Genomic DNA, 14,104 nt, shown 5'->3' on the forward strand with positions numbered 1-14,104 from the left:
TTAGGGCCCGGGGTGGCGCCGGTCAAGTCGCGACACGCGCGCCGGGGGCAGGCAGCGCCACGCGGACCGCGGCGTCGCCCGCGCGGCACACCCACGCTCTGGCCCGGCCGGGCGCGCAGTACGGCGGCAAGCGCCGGTCGCCGGTCACAGCACGGAACTCGACGGCGCATCCGGCGTCCACGACCAGATCGTGGTCGGCCCTCACCTCGGACAGCACACGCCAGTGCCGCTGCCACTGCTCGGGGTCGCCGACGATGACCCGCGCGCCCGCCGAGGCGCCGGGATCGGCGACGTAGTCGTCGATCCCGGCGACCGCCGCACCAGTGCCCGCCCATGCCTCGAGCACCGCACGCGAAGCCGCCGACGCCCGCGCGACGAACCCCGTGAGCGCGGCCGTCGGCAGGAAGACCGGCGCGACGGATGCCTCCTCCCCGCGAGCCGCCGGTGCCGCGTCGGCCAGCGCGACCTGCACCGCCCGACCGTCGAGCCGGCCGCGCCCGGGCGCGGCGCCCGGCGCATGGTGAGCAGCATCGCCGCCCGCCGCGACGTGGTCCTGGCGCGTCGGCATCGCGAGGATCAGACGCCTCGGCAGCATGTCGCACAGGCGCGCGGCGGCGCCGGTGAGCCGCTGCGCGGAGACCGCGAACAGGATGCCGTCGTCCCCCGCCCGTCGCATTGCGAGGTCGAGACGCTCGACGAGCTCCCTGCCGTAGTCGTGCGGGACTGCGGCGGCGACGAGGTCGACATCGTCGATGACGACCACGCTGCCGGGTGGGGGCGGCGCCTCAGAGAGGCCGGTGACGGCATCCCACGCCCGCTCCGGATCGGACGGGACGTGCAGCACCTCCCCCGCCGCCTGCGCCGCGATGGTGCGCAGCGCAGTCGTCCTTCCCGACCCCGGCCCGCCGACCACCAGCAGGCCGCGGTCGCCGACGCGAATGCCGACCGGCCGCTGACGCTGGCGCTCGGGCTCGTCGGCGAGGCCGAGGACAAGCACCTCGCCCGTGAGTGGAGCATCGACGTGGCGGCGCAGGTCCGCGAGCTCAACGCGGCCGGGCAGGTCGGGAAGCCACGGACGGCGGGGGCGGGGTCCGCGCGCGCACGCGGCGATCTCGTTCGCGTCGGCGGCCGTCGACAGCGCGATGCGTGCCGGGCCCGGCGCGGCATCGCCCGCGCGCCGGACCACGGCGACACCGCGGCCGTCGACCCCGCCGGGAAGCAGCGCGGCGTCATCGGTGCCCACGACCGCGCGACTGTCCGCCGCATCCGCCACCCTCAGGCTCACCCGCAGCGGGCAGTTCGCCAGCAGCCCGTCGCGCACCACGCCCGCCACCCGCTGCGTGCCGAGGATCAGGTGCAGCCCGAGGGCGCGGCCGCGCGCGGCGACGTCGGTGAAGACGCTGCGCAGTTCGGGGTGATCGCCCAGGAGGGCGGCGAACTCGTCGACGACGACCACCAGCCGCGGCAGCCGCACGCGGGGGTCTGCGACGTCCCGCGCGCCGGCGCGAGCGAGCTCACCCTCTCGCCAGCGGATCTCGGCGCGGAGGCTCTCGATCGCGCGGCGCGCTCCGGCGCCGTCGAGATCGGTGATCACCCCCGTCACGTGCGGCACGTCGGCGAGCGCGTCGAAGGCGGTACCGCCCTTGAAGTCCGCGAGCAGGAAGCTCACCTCGTCGGTCGCGTGGATCGCGCACAGCGCCAGGATCCAGGTGACGAGCAGCTCGCTCTTTCCCGCACCCGTCATACCGGCGACGATCGCGTGCGGGCCGTCGGAGACGAGGTCCACGACGACCGGCGAGCGTCCGTCGGTGCCGATCACGGCCGGAAGGGCGCCGCGGCGGGCGGGCGGGGCCTGCGACAGCACGTCGGACAGCGCCACCACCTGCGCGCCCGCGTGGCGTGCGGACGCGCCGAGCGTGCGCTCGGCGCGGTCTGCGAGCGAGTGGGCGATCGCGCGGGCCTGCGCGTCGCTGATCCCCTCGACGGCCACCTCGCTCACCGTGCCGGCATCGTCGAGCCGCGCCCGATCGAGGGCGTCGACGGTGAGGGCGGCGGCGCACCTCGGCGGAGACGGATGCCCCGGCTCCACGCGCGCGATCACGACGTCGACCGACGCCGGGACGGGGTCACCCGGCTCGAGCACCGCGAGCGTGAAACCTGCCCGGGCCCCGCGATGGGGCATGGCATCCGCCCACTCCGGAGCAGAGATCAGCCGTAGCTCGCCGGGAGGATGAGCCAGGCACAGCTGCACCGCGAGGGCGCGCACCACCGCGGCGGCGAGCACCGGCGGCCCCGAGACGGCGATCCCCGAACCCATCGGCACTGCGACGGGAGCCGCTTCGAGCACCGCCGCACGCGCGCGCAGCCGGTCGGCGGCGGAGTCCCCCTCGCCGCCGGTCACTCGCACGGCGGACTCCCCTGCGCCCGTGCCCACGGTGAGCGTGGCGGCGCGCTCGGGCACCGCCCGCCAGATGCCGGCATCCTGCCGCAGAAACACCGCGACGTCGGGCTGCGCGCTCCAGCGCCGTGCCCGTTCGGCCGCATGTCGGGCTTCGACAGCCCGCCCGACCCGGGCGCGGGCAGCAGCGGCGTCGGTTTCGGCCCTTCGGCGATCGCGCCGCGCTGCGCGGCGCTGGTCGAGCATCGTGGCGACGGCGACCACCGGCACGAGGGCCGCCAGCCACAGCGACAGCATCGACCCCGTCACCGCCCAGATGCCCACCGCCCCGACCATCGGCACGACCGAGGCGAGCAGCGGGATGCCGGATCGGGCAGGAGCGGTCCATGCCGCCGGGAGGACGAGGGCCGAATCGCCCGTCGGGGCATCCGTCGACAGCGCCTCGCGCGGACCTGGCGCAGACTGCGGAATGAGTCGAGGAAGGAAGAGTCGGGACGCAGGCATGCCGACAGTCAATCGGGCGGGCCGGGAGCCGACCGCGCGCGCGGCCGGATCTGCGGAGAACTCCCGCTACCGCGAGGGTGGGGAGGAGGAGTCGCGCGGCTCGTCGTCGGTCACGCCGCGACGAGCGTCGTCATCGTCATCAGCGTCATCGTCGCCGTCGTCGTCATCATCGTCGCCGTCATCGTCATCGTCGTCATCGTCGTCATCATCGTCGTCAGCGTCTTCGTCGTCGTCGTCGTCGTCGAGATCGTCGTCGTCGTCGAGATCGTCGTCGCCCACCGTCGCCCACTCGGCGGTGTCGACCGGCTCCCCACCCGCGACCTCGGGAACGGCGGGCCGCCCGACGTCCAGCACGATGATCGTGATGTTGTCGCGACCGCCGTTCTCCAGGGCTGCGTCGAGCATCGACAGCACCGCATCGGCCGGGTCGGAGTTCTCATCGAGGAAGTGCCGGATGCCGTAGTCCGTGAGCTCCTTGGTGAGTCCGTCCGAGCAGACGACGAACCGGTCGCCGCGCACGATTTCGACGCGCACGTAGTCGGGCGTCACGCTCTCGCTGGGCCCCACCGCGCGGGTGATGACGTTGCCGTAGGGGTGGTTCTCGGCCTCTTCGGGGCTCAGCCGGCCGGCCGCGACGAGCTCCTGCACCACCGAGTGGTCCGTCGTGAGCTGGGCGATCATCCCGTCTCGCACGAGGTACACGCGCGAGTCGCCGATGTTGAGCGTCACCCAGTGCGGCGAGGCCCCACTCACGTCGAGGAACACGCCCGTGACGGTCGTTCCCGTCGCCTCATCCGTCGCGCCGGGATGCGAGGCGATGTCCTTCACCGCGCGCGAGAGCGACTTCTCGATACGGGTCGACGTCACCGCGCCCGACTCTGCGAGTTCGGCGAGGCGCTCGATCGTGGTCGTGCTCGCGATCTCGCCGCCGACGTGCCCCCCCATGCCGTCTGCGACGACGAACAGCGGGAACTGCGCGAGCACGGCATCCTGATTGCTGTCGCGTCGACGGCCCTTGTGCGTGACCGCGGCCCACGAGAGCTCCAGCTCGCGGCCTGCCACCTCGATCGTGGTGGAGCGGGTGATGACTTCGGGCACTGACTCGCCCTCCCTCGCGGGGAATCCGTCACCGCGCGAGGGCGCGGCGTGGTCACATCCTAGTGGAATCGCCCTTTCCCGCCCCCTCGATGGGGATCGACACGGCGGGATCCGTGTGAGCGGGCACGTTCTGAATGACCGGGCGCGCGGCCGCAGCGGGGTTGGAGAGCGATGGCCCGGCCTGGCCGTCATCGTCGATCGCGCCCTCGAACTGGGCGTTGTAGAGGCGCCAGTACGCGCCCCGCCGCGCCAGCAGCTCGTCATGCGAGCCCTGCTCGACGATCGCCCCGCTCTCCATCACGAGGATGAGGTCGGCGTCTCGGATGGTCGAGAGCCGGTGGGCGATGACGAAGGCGGTGCGGTCCTCGCGCAGTCGCGACATCGCGCGCTGGATCAGCAGCTCGGTGCGGGTGTCGACCGAGCTGGTGGCCTCGTCCAGGATCAGGATGCGGGGGTCGGCGAGGAACGCGCGCGCGATGGTGACGAGCTGGCGCTCGCCGACGCTCAGGTTCGTCGCCTCGTCGTCGAGCATCGTGTCGTAGCCGTCCGGCAGGGCGTGCACGAACCGGTCGACGTAGGCGGCCGTCGCAGCTTCGACGATCTCCTCCTCTGAGGCATCCGGCCTGCCGTAGGCGATGTTCTCGCGGATCGTGCCCGCGAACAGCCACGTGTCCTGCAGCACCATGCCGGTGCGCGAGCGCAGATCGTCGCGTGTCATGCGCTGCGTGTCGAGTCCGTTCAGAGCGACCCGGCCGGAGTCGACGTCGTAGAAGCGCATGATGAGGTTCACGAGCGTGGTCTTGCCCGCCCCGGTCGGGCCCACGATCGCCACGGTGCTGCCGGGGTGGGCCTCGAGCGACAGCCCCTCGATGAGCGGCTTGTCGGCGACGTAGCGGAACGACACGTCGTCGAACGCCAGATCGCCCGCGTCTGCCGGCACCGTCTCAGCCGGGTCGGCATCGGCGGACTGCTCGGGCTCGTCGAGGAGCTCGAAGACCCGCTCGGCGCTGGCGACACCGGACTGCAGGAGGTTGGCCATGGACCCGAGCTGGCTCAGCGGCTGCGTGAACTGGCGCGAATACTGGATGAACGCCTGCACATCGCCGATCGACATCAGCCCGGCGGCGACCTGCAGGCCGCCGACGACGGCGATCGCGACGTAGACGAGGTTGCCGATGAACATCATCGCCGGCATGATCACGCCCGAGAGGAACTGCGCGCCGAAGCTCGCGCGATACACCTCGGCGTTCTCGGTGTCGAAGTCGGACTCGACCTCTCGCTGGCGCCCGAACACCTTCACGATCGCGTGACCCGAGAAGGTCTCTTCGACCCTCGCGTTCAGCACGCCCGTCGCCTTCCACTGCGCGACGAACAGCTTCTGCGAGCGCCGTGCGATCACCACCGTGATCACGATCGTGAGCGGAATGGTGACCAGCGCGATGACGGCGAGCAGGGGCGAGATGAGGAACATCATCACCAGCACGCCGATGACCGTCAGCAGCGACACGACCACCTGCGACAGCGTCTGCTGCATCGTCTGGCCGATGTTGTCGACGTCGTTGGTGACACGGCTCAGCAGCTCGCCGCGCTGCACGCGGTCGAAGTACGACAGCGGCAGCCGGTGGATCTTCTCCTCCACCTGCACGCGCAGCCCGTGCATCGCACGCTGGACCACCCCGTTTAGGATGCGCGCCTGCAGCCATCCGAACAGGGCTGCGCCGATGTAGATCGCGAGCACGACGGCGACGATCCAGCCGAGCCGCTCGAAGTCGATGCCCGCGCCGGGGACGAAGTCCATCGCCGAGAGCATGTCGGCCTGCTGCTGCTGGCCGTTGGCGATGAGCCCGTCGATGACCTGCTGCTTCGTGGCGCCCGCGGGCACCTGGAGCGAGATGAAGCCCGCGAAGATGATGTTGGTGCCCTCGCCGAGCACCTTGGGGCCGGTCACCGACAGAGCGACGCTCAGCACGCCGAGCACCAGCACCAGCACCAGGGCACCCATGTCGGCACGGAGCGTTCCGAGCAGGCGCTTGGCGCTCGGCCCGAAGTTCTGCGCTTTCTGCGCGGGTGCGCCCATGCCGGGCCGGCCCGGACCACCCATCGGCCCGCGGGCCACGGGCTGCTGTCGCGACTGCTGCGCGGTGCTCATGCCGCCTCCTCCACGGCGAGCTGGGACTCGACGATCTCGCGATAGGTCTCGCACGTCTCGACCAGCTCGTCGTGCGTGCCGAGGCCGACCATCCGCCCGTGGTCGAGCACCACGATCTGGTGCGCGCCGCGGATGGTCGAGACCCGCTGCGCGACCACGAGCTTCGCGGCACGCGGCAGGTGTGTGTCCAGCGCGTGCCGCAGCAGCGCGTCGGTGTGCAGGTCGAGAGCCGAGAACGAGTCGTCGAAGATGAAGACATCCGGCTGTTTGACCAGTGCCCGCGCGATCGCGAGCCGCTGGCGCTGACCGCCGGACACGTTCGTGCCGCCCTGGGCGATCGGCGCGTCGAGCCCGCCCGGCATCGCCTCGACGAAGCTCTTCGCCTGGGCCAGATCCAGCGCGCGCCAGAGGTCGTCGTCGGATGCCTCCTCATCGCCGTACCGCAGGTTCGAGGCGACCGTGCCCGAGAACAGGAACGCCTTCTGCTGCACGAGACCGATCCGGCGCCACAGGTCGTCGGGGTCGTACTCGCGCACGTCGACGCCGTCGACCCGCACCGCACCCGCAGTGACGTCGAACAGCCGCGGCACGAGACTCACCAGGGTCGTCTTGCCCGAGCCGGTGGAGCCGATGACGGCGGTGGTCGTGCCCGGTTCGAGCGTGAAGGTGATCTCGCGCAGCACGTCGTCGGCCGCACCGGGGTACGCGAAGCCCACCGCGTCGAACTCGACGCGGCCGACCCCCTCGGGCGCGGACGCGGCAAGGGCGGGCGCCTTCACCGAAGGGTCGGCGTCGAGCACCTCGCCGATGCGGTTCGCGCAGACGGCGGCACGAGGGATCATCACGAACATGAACGTCGCCATCATGACGCCCATGAGGATCTGCATCATGTAGTTCAGGAACGCGAAGAGCGTGCCGATCTCGACGCCGTTGTCCTGCACCTGGAACGCGCCGAACCAGATCACCGCGGCGCTGGAGAGGTTCATCACCAGCATGACCGCCGGGAACATCATCGCCATCAGGTTTCCGGCGCGCAGCGCCGTGGCCATGACGTCGGCGCTGCCCTTGGTGAACCGCGCGCGCTCCTCGTTCTCGCGCACGAACGCCCGCACCACGCGGATGCCCGTCAGCTGCTCCCGCATGATCTGGTTGATGCGGTCGATCTTCGCCTGCATCTGGGTGAAGGCCGGCACCATGCGCACCACGATGAGCGCGACGATCACCAGCAGCACGGGCACCGACACCGCCATGAGCCACGACAGCCCGGCATCCTGCCTGATCGCCATCACGACCCCGCCGATCGCGAGGATCGGCGCCGAGACCATCAGGGTCGCCGACACCTGCACCAGCATCTGCACCTGCTGCACATCGTTCGTGTTGCGCGTGATCAGCGAGGGGGCGCCGAACTGCCCGACTTCGCGCTGCGAGAACGCGACGACCCGCTGGAAGAGGTCGCCGCGCAGGTCGCGCCCCATTCCCATCGCCAGGCGCGAGCCGAAGTACACGGCGATGATCGAGCAGACCACCTGACCGAGCGATACCAGCAGCATCACGCCGCCGGTCTGCCAGATGTACGGGATGTCGCCCTGCACGACGCCGTTGTCGATGATGTCGGCGTTGAGCGTCGGCAGCATGAGCGAAGCGACGGCCTGGGCGAGCTGGAAGACGACGACGGCCGCGATCAGGGGCCAGGCCGGCCGCAGGTACCGTACGAGGAGGCTCCAGAGCACGTGCGTCCTTTCCCGCGCGGCGCCGCGTTGCGGGCCGCGCACGAGATCCGACGCTACGCCTTGCCGCCGACACGAGTCCAACCGACGCCGTACGCCGTGGGCGAACCGCCCGGCGCAGGCCCAAGCGCCTTCGGGATCAGGCCGGCTCGGGCGGCGGGAAGATCGCGTCGATCTCGTCGAGCTCGGCCGCCGTCGGCGTCCACGCGGTCGCCGCGGCCGCGTTCGCCCGCACCTGCTCGGGGGTCGTCGCCCCGGCGATCACGCTCGACAGCGAGGGCCTCGACAGGAGCCACCCGAACGTGGCCTCCAGCATCGTGATGCCGCGCTGGTCGCAGAACGCCTGGAACGCCTCGAGCTGGTCCCACGGGGCGTTCTCGTAGATGTGCGGGCGCTGCCGCATGATGCGGGTGTCGGCGGGCGCGGCCTCCCGCGTGAACTTGCCTGTCAGCAGGCCGTTGTGCAGCGGAAAGTACGGGAAGAACCCGAGTCCGTAGCGCTCCACCGCCCGCAGCACGTTGCGCTGCGCTCCGCGCGCCAGCAGGCTGTACTGGTTCTGCGCCGACACGAACGGCACGCCGTGGCGCATCAGCGCGGTGAAGTGCGCCTCGGCGATCTGCCAGCCCGAGAGGTTCGAGTGCCCGATGTAGCGCACCTTGCCCTCGCGCACGAGGTCGCCGAGCGCGTCGAGCGTCTCTTCGATGGGCGTGGCGTCGTCGGGCGTGTGCAGCTGGTACAGGTCGATCCAGTCGGTCTGCAGACGCGAGAGGGATGCCTCGACCGACCGCCGCACGTAGCTGCGGGACGCCTTGGACCCCTGGAAGCCCTCGGGGTTGGGCATCCCGCTGTGCCCGAACTTGGTGGCCAGCACAACCCGATCGCGACGCCCCCGGAGAGCCTCGCCCATGAGCTCTTCGCTCATGCCGGGGTATCCGCCGTACATGTCGGCGGTGTCGAGGAACGTCACCCCCGAGTCGATCGCCGCATCGAGCACGTCGCGGGTTCCCTCGAGCGTCTCGGTGCGCGTGCCGGGACGGCCGAAGTTGTTGCAGCCGATTCCCACGACGGAGACGAGAAGGCCGGATGCCCCGACCCGGCGAAGCGGAACATGAAGAGTCATCCCCCCACGCTACTTCGCCCCGGAACGACGAGGGGCCCCGCCGAAGCGGGGCCCCTCGTGCGAGATCAGGGTTTGGGCTCGTCGGGTGCGGCCGGCGGCTCGGCCGCAGGCGGCTCGGGAGCGGCCGGCGGCGCAGGCGGCGCAGCGGGCGGCGCGGCCGGGGGCTGCGGAGCGACCGGCGGCACGGGCGCTGCGGCCGGAGGCTGATAGCCGGCGGGCGGCGGAGGCTGGTAACCGGCGGGCGCCGGAGGCTGATAGCCGGCGGGCGGCGGGTACGCGCCCGGCGTCGACACCGGGTTCGGCGGGTAGCCGCCTGCGGGCGCCTGGCTGGGGATGCCCTTCCACACCGTGCTGTCGGCCAGGAAGTTGCCCGCCCACGGCGATGCCGGCACGGTGGTGTTCCAGCGCGACTTGTCGAAGGCGTTGATGCCGTACCAGACGATGCTCAGGAAGAAGTAGAGGATCAGCCAGACGGCTTCCTTCTGGAGTTTCAGACCCACGCGCCACGCTGCCAGGAGCGTGTACAGGAAGATGGCGATGTAGATCAGCGCGTTGAGGAACGGGACCCACCCCAGCACGATCCCGCCGCCCCACAGCACCAGCAGCCACCACGGGTTCAGATCGCCGAGCTTGACGAAGATCAGCGTGTTGTACACGGGCACCCACGCACGCCACTTGCCCTCGACACCCGCCTTCTCGAAGATCTTCATCAAGAACCACGCCCAGACGACGTAGCCGACGACGGCGAAGAGCAGACCGACGACGAATACCGCGGCGTACGCGGCCCAGACTGCGCCATCGTATGGATAAGTGTCCATTGTGGGTTCCTTCCGATGCGGGTATCAGGAACTGCAAAGCGGTCGCACAGAGCACCGCGTTGCTCATGCTAGTGGCGCACCCCCACCCACTGCCATGGGCGACACGCGGACTCGCGCAGGCAGCGCCGCGCCCCGCTTGCCCGCGTGGGCTCCGCACGACGGCGTCCCACATCGATACTGTGAGCGCGCGAGCATCCGCATCGCGCTGCCACCCCGACGAAGGGACCGCCGATGACCGACGCGACTCCCCCTCCCCCTCCCCCGCTGCCGGACCTGCCCGCCGACGAGGCCGCAGCATCTGCGCCGAGACGTCGCGTTGCCGCCGATGACGTCGACGACACGGGAGTGCCCGCCGTCGACGGCGATGTCGCCGACGTCGGCAAGGGCTTCTTCCGGGCGCTGTTCGACCTGTCGTTTCGCACGTTCATCACGCGACGCCTCGCGAGCGTGTTCTACATCGCGGGTCTCATCGTCATCGGCGTCGGCGCGGTGCTGTACCTCGTGAGCGGAATCTTGAGCGGCATCGGAGCGGTCTGGTTCAACCCGGGCGCGGCGATCAGCCTCATCGTCGCGACCGTCGTGCTCGTCCCGCTCATCACGTTCCTCGCCGTGATCGCGCTGCGCTTGGTGATCGAGGCGGTGGTCGCCCTCATCGCGATCGCCGAGAACACCGAGCGCACCGCGGCGCACACCGAGCGCTGACGGCGAGCGGATGCCGCGACCCGCGCGTCAGGCGTACAGTTCGATCTCACCCGGCGCGCCGTCGCGCAGGCGCACGCCCGAGGCTTCCGCCCATCGCAGAAGTGCCGCGCGCGACGCGATGCGGGGCCGCTCGTCGGCGAGTCGGCGCACCAGCGCGCCTTTCGCGTGCTTGTTGAAGTGGTTGAGGGCGCGCACGGCGCCATCTGAACCCTCGGTCACGACCCGCACGTAGGCCGACGGCACGCCTGCGGGCACCGGCCCGAGGGCCGCGTACGCCTCAGAGCGCAGATCGAGCACGAAGGGCGGCGCGGCCTGCGCGAACGCGTCGGCCACCGCATCCGCCCACACCCGCTTGAGCGAGGCCACGCCGGGCAGCGACGCGGCGGCGGCGAGCCGGTAGGCCGGGATCCGATCCAGTGCGCCGACCGGCCCGAACGGCGCCGAGTGGATCATGACATGCGCGCCGAGCCATCGCCTGGCGGCTGCATCGAGGGATGCCGCGTCCAGCGCGTCGAACAGCACTCCGGTGTAGCGATCGATCGCGGCCATCGTCGGCGCGGTGCGCAGCGCAGCGTTCACGCCGATCTCGCCGTGCTGCGTCGGTCCGAGCTTCAGGACGCGCGCCGCCGCCTCTTCATCGCCCGAGAGCGCCACGAGGGCGTCGACGACAGCCGTGCGCTGCGCGGCCAGCGCCGGCAACGCGAGCCCCTCCAGATCGAGCGGCGCTCGCGAGCCACCGGAGCGCTTGGTCTCAGAGGGTGGGAGAAGGATCAGCATCTTTTCGACGCGGCTGTCTGAGCAGGGCGGTCTGTGCCCGTATCGAGACAGGTCTCAGACGGCGCATGCAGCACCAGCACAGGTCATCCCCTCATCTGCTCGGGTGGAACGGGAAAGGGCAGAGACCCACGGCGTAAAAGCCGGAGTCTCTGCCCCCGAAGCCAGGTCAGGCGACGAGCGCGGCGTGCCCTGCGACGATCGTCAGGTCGTCGCTCTCGATCGAGACGAAGCCGTCCTGAGCGTTCGCGATGACCTTGGTGCCGTCGGTCTGGGTGATGCGCACCTGGCCCTCGGCCAGGATCGCGAGCACCGGCTCGTGACCGGTCATGAAGCCGATCTCGCCGAGCACGGTCTTGGCGACGACGAGCGACGCCTCACCCGACCAGATCTCGGCGTCCGCGGACACCAGGCTCACGTTGAGCGGCATGTCAGCCGTTCTCCTTCTGGATCTGCGCCCAGCGCGCCTCGACGTCGGAGATGCCGCCGACGTTGAAGAACGCCTGCTCGGCGACGTGGTCGAAGTCGCCGCGGACGATCGCGTCGAACGACTCGATGGTCTCCTTGATCGGGACTGTGGAGCCCTCGACACCGGTGAACTTCTTCGCCATGTAGGTGTTCTGCGAGAGGAACTGCTGGATGCGGCGCGCACGCGACACGACGACCTTGTCCTCTTCGGAGAGCTCGTCGACACCGAGGATCGCGATGATCTCCTGGAGCTCCTTGTTCTTCTGAAGGATCTGCTTCACGGCGGTGGCCACGCGGTAGTGGTCGGCGCCGATGTAGCGCGGGTCCAGGATGCGGCTCGTCGAGGTCAGCGGGTCGACGGCCGGGTACAGACCCTTCGACGCGATCTCGCGCGAGAGCTCGGTCGTGGCGTCGAGGTGCGCGAACGTCGTCGCCGGAGCCGGGTCGGTGTAGTCGTCGGCGGGCACGTAGATCGCCTGCAGCGAGGTGATCGAGTGGCCGCGCGTCGAGGTGATGCGCTCCTGAAGCACGCCCATCTCGTCGGCGAGGTTGGGCTGGTAGCCCACCGCCGAGGGCATGCGGCCCAGAAGCGTCGACACCTCGGAGCCGGCCTGCGTGAAGCGGAAGATGTTGTCGATGAACAGGAGCACGTCCTGCTTCTGCACGTCGCGGAAGTACTCCGCCATCGTCAGGGCCGACAGGGCCACGCGCAGACGCGTCCCCGGCGGCTCGTCCATCTGGCCGAAGACGAGCGCGGTCTTGTCGAAGACGCCCGCCTCTTCCATCTCGTGGATGAGGTCGTTGCCCTCACGCGTGCGCTCGCCGACACCGGCGAACACCGACACACCGCCGTGGTCCTGCGCGACGCGCTGGATCATCTCCTGGATGAGGACCGTCTTGCCGACGCCCGCACCGCCGAAGAGGCCGATCTTGCCGCCGAGCACGTACGGGGTGAGCAGGTCGATGACCTTGATGCCCGTCTCGAACATCTGGGTCTTCGACTCGAGCTGGTCGAAGTTCGGAGCCTTGCGGTGGATGCCCCAGCGCTCGGTGATCTCGATCTTCTCGCCCGGCTCGGCGTTGAGCACCTCGCCGATGACGTTGAAGACCTTGCCCTTGGTGACATCGCCGACGGGGACCGAGATCGGGCCTCCGGTGTCTCGCACCGCCTGGCCGCGGACCATGCCGTCGGTGGGCTTGAGCGAGATCGCGCGGACGAGGTCGTCACCGAGGTGCTGGGCGACCTCGAGGGTGATCTCGGTGGTCACGCCCTCGACGGTGACGTCGGTCTTCAGCGCGTTGTAGATGTCGGGGATCGAGTCGTGCGGGAACTCGATGTCGACGACCGGGCCGGTGACGCGAGCGACGCGACCGACGACCACGGTGTCCGTCTTCTCCGTGTTCTCCACGGTGCTGGCGGTGGTAGTCATTGTCTTCTCTTTCGTAGGTCTAGCTGCCCGACGCCAGAGCGTCGGCGCCGCCGACGATCTCGGCGATCTGCTGCGTGATCTCGGCCTGGCGCGCGTTGTTGCGCAGGCGGGTGTAGTCGGTGATGAGCTTGTCGGCGTTGTCGCTGGCCGACTTCATCGCCTTCTGCGTCGCGGCATGCTTCGCGGCCGACGACTGCAGGAGCGCGTTGAAGACGCGGCTCTGGATGTACACCGGCAGGAGCGCGTCGAGCACGACGCCGGCATCCGGCTCGAACTCGTACAGCGGGTACACCGGAGCGGAAGCGGACTCCTCGGCCTCGACGACCTCGAGCGGCAGCAGGCGCACGCGCTCGGGAGTCTGCGTCATCATGCTGACGAAGCGGTTGTAGACGAGGTGGATCTCATCGACGCCGCCCTCGTCGCCGCCGCGGTCGTACCAGTCCAGAAGCGTCGCCGCGATCTCTTCGGCCGTGTGGAAGTGCGGCGTGTCGGTGTCGCCCACCCACTCCGCAGCGCTCGGCATGCGGCGGAACTGGAAGTAGCCGACGGCCTTGCGACCGACGAGGAAGTACACCGGCTCCTTGCCCTGCTGACGCAGCAGCTCACCCAACTCCAGTCCCTCGCGGAGGATCTGGGAGTTGAATGCGCCGGCGAGCCCGCGGTCCGAGGCGAAGATCACCACGGCGGAGCGCCGGATGGTCTCGCGTTCGTTCGTCAGCGGGTGGTCGACGTTCGAGTGGGTCGCGACGGCCGACACCGCTCGCGTCACGGCTCGCGCGAACGGAGACGACGAGCGAACGCGCGCCATCGCCTTCTGAATGCGCGAAGCCGCGATGAGCTCCATCGCCTTCGTGATCTTCTTGGTCGTCTGAGCAGAGTTGATCTTCTGCTTGTAGACCCGCAGTTGTGCGCCCAT

10 protein-coding genes and 1 pseudogene are annotated in these 14,104 nt (G+C 70.3%); 1 reads left to right on the forward strand and 10 read right to left on the reverse strand.

What is annotated here, in order from left to right; all coding sequences use genetic code 11:
• Nucleotides 1–22: 22 nt before the first annotated feature.
• The 6 genes and pseudogenes from AB1K54_RS05025 to AB1K54_RS05050 form a co-directional block, all read right to left on the reverse strand.
• The gene (locus tag AB1K54_RS05025) at nucleotides 23–2,902 is read right to left on the reverse strand and encodes an FtsK/SpoIIIE domain-containing protein (protein WP_371201623.1); all 2,880 of its coding nucleotides are present in this window, start codon (nucleotides 2,900–2,902) and stop codon (nucleotides 23–25) included.
• A 336-nt stretch (nucleotides 2,903–3,238) separates the two neighbouring features.
• Nucleotides 3,239–4,000, reverse strand: a pseudogene (locus tag AB1K54_RS05030) (PP2C family serine/threonine-protein phosphatase); the annotation flags it as partial.
• A 52-nt stretch (nucleotides 4,001–4,052) separates the two neighbouring features.
• Nucleotides 4,053–6,149: an ABC transporter ATP-binding protein gene (locus tag AB1K54_RS05035; protein WP_371201624.1), complete on the reverse strand. Its 2,097-nt coding sequence runs from the start codon at nucleotides 6,147–6,149 to the stop codon at nucleotides 4,053–4,055.
• Nucleotides 6,146–7,879, reverse strand: coding sequence for an ABC transporter ATP-binding protein (locus tag AB1K54_RS05040; protein ID WP_371201625.1), 1,734 nt, complete (start codon nucleotides 7,877–7,879; stop codon nucleotides 6,146–6,148). The genes AB1K54_RS05035 and AB1K54_RS05040 overlap by 4 nt, the downstream gene beginning before the upstream one ends.
• 136 nt (nucleotides 7,880–8,015) lie before the next feature.
• Nucleotides 8,016–8,996, reverse strand: coding sequence for an aldo/keto reductase (locus AB1K54_RS05045; protein WP_371201626.1), 981 nt, complete (start codon nucleotides 8,994–8,996; stop codon nucleotides 8,016–8,018).
• A gap of 65 nt (nucleotides 8,997–9,061) precedes the next feature.
• A complete protein-coding gene (locus AB1K54_RS05050; RefSeq protein ID WP_371201627.1) occupies nucleotides 9,062–9,814 on the reverse strand; it encodes a large exoprotein in 753 nt (250 codons plus the stop codon).
• A 231-nt stretch (nucleotides 9,815–10,045) separates the two neighbouring features.
• Here AB1K54_RS05050 and AB1K54_RS05055 point away from each other — a divergent pair, with 231 nt between their 5' ends.
• On the forward strand, nucleotides 10,046–10,516 hold the full coding sequence (locus AB1K54_RS05055) for a DUF4282 domain-containing protein (RefSeq protein WP_371201628.1): 471 nt from the start codon (nucleotides 10,046–10,048) through the stop codon (nucleotides 10,514–10,516).
• 27 nt (nucleotides 10,517–10,543) lie between these two features.
• On the opposite strand, the gene AB1K54_RS05060 is transcribed toward AB1K54_RS05055, so the two are convergent.
• From AB1K54_RS05060 to AB1K54_RS05075, 4 genes are all read right to left on the reverse strand, one after another.
• The gene (locus AB1K54_RS05060) at nucleotides 10,544–11,293 is read right to left on the reverse strand and encodes a YaaA family protein (protein ID WP_371201629.1); all 750 of its coding nucleotides are present in this window, start codon (nucleotides 11,291–11,293) and stop codon (nucleotides 10,544–10,546) included.
• A gap of 166 nt (nucleotides 11,294–11,459) precedes the next feature.
• Complete coding sequence (locus AB1K54_RS05065; protein WP_371201630.1) at nucleotides 11,460–11,720, reverse strand: F0F1 ATP synthase subunit epsilon; 261 nt, start codon at nucleotides 11,718–11,720, stop codon at nucleotides 11,460–11,462.
• Between the two features lies 1 nt (nucleotide 11,721).
• Nucleotides 11,722–13,188 carry a F0F1 ATP synthase subunit beta gene (gene atpD, locus AB1K54_RS05070; RefSeq protein WP_371201631.1) on the reverse strand — a complete coding sequence of 489 codons (1,467 nt, stop codon included), beginning with the start codon at nucleotides 13,186–13,188 and terminating at the stop codon, nucleotides 11,722–11,724.
• A 19-nt stretch (nucleotides 13,189–13,207) separates the two neighbouring features.
• On the reverse strand, nucleotides 13,208–14,104 hold the full coding sequence (locus AB1K54_RS05075; RefSeq protein ID WP_371201632.1) for a F0F1 ATP synthase subunit gamma: 897 nt from the start codon (nucleotides 14,102–14,104) through the stop codon (nucleotides 13,208–13,210).

It is taken from the genome of Microbacterium sp. BWT-B31 (genome assembly GCF_041379855.1).
Classification (GTDB): Bacteria; Actinomycetota; Actinomycetes; order Actinomycetales; family Microbacteriaceae; genus Microbacterium.

Bases quoted from the DNA above. Each gene is read 5' to 3' on its own strand.
- AB1K54_RS05025 (WP_371201623.1), bottom strand. From the start codon at position 2,902: ATGCCTGCGTCCCGACTCTTCCTTCCTCGACTCATTCCGCAGTCTGCG.
- AB1K54_RS05035 (WP_371201624.1), bottom strand. From the start codon at position 6,149: ATGAGCACCGCGCAGCAGTCGCGACAGCAGCCCGTGGCCCGCGGGCCG.
- AB1K54_RS05045 (WP_371201626.1), bottom strand. From the start codon at position 8,996: ATGACTCTTCATGTTCCGCTTCGCCGGGTCGGGGCATCCGGCCTTCTC.
- AB1K54_RS05050 (WP_371201627.1), bottom strand. From the start codon at position 9,814: ATGGACACTTATCCATACGATGGCGCAGTCTGGGCCGCGTACGCCGCG.
- AB1K54_RS05055 (WP_371201628.1), top strand. From the start codon at position 10,046: ATGACCGACGCGACTCCCCCTCCCCCTCCCCCGCTGCCGGACCTGCCC.
- AB1K54_RS05060 (WP_371201629.1), bottom strand. From the start codon at position 11,293: ATGCTGATCCTTCTCCCACCCTCTGAGACCAAGCGCTCCGGTGGCTCG.
- AB1K54_RS05065 (WP_371201630.1), bottom strand. From the start codon at position 11,720: ATGCCGCTCAACGTGAGCCTGGTGTCCGCGGACGCCGAGATCTGGTCG.
- atpD (WP_371201631.1), bottom strand. From the start codon at position 13,188: ATGACTACCACCGCCAGCACCGTGGAGAACACGGAGAAGACGGACACC.
- AB1K54_RS05075 (WP_371201632.1), bottom strand. From the start codon at position 14,104: ATGGGCGCACAACTGCGGGTCTACAAGCAGAAGATCAACTCTGCTCAG.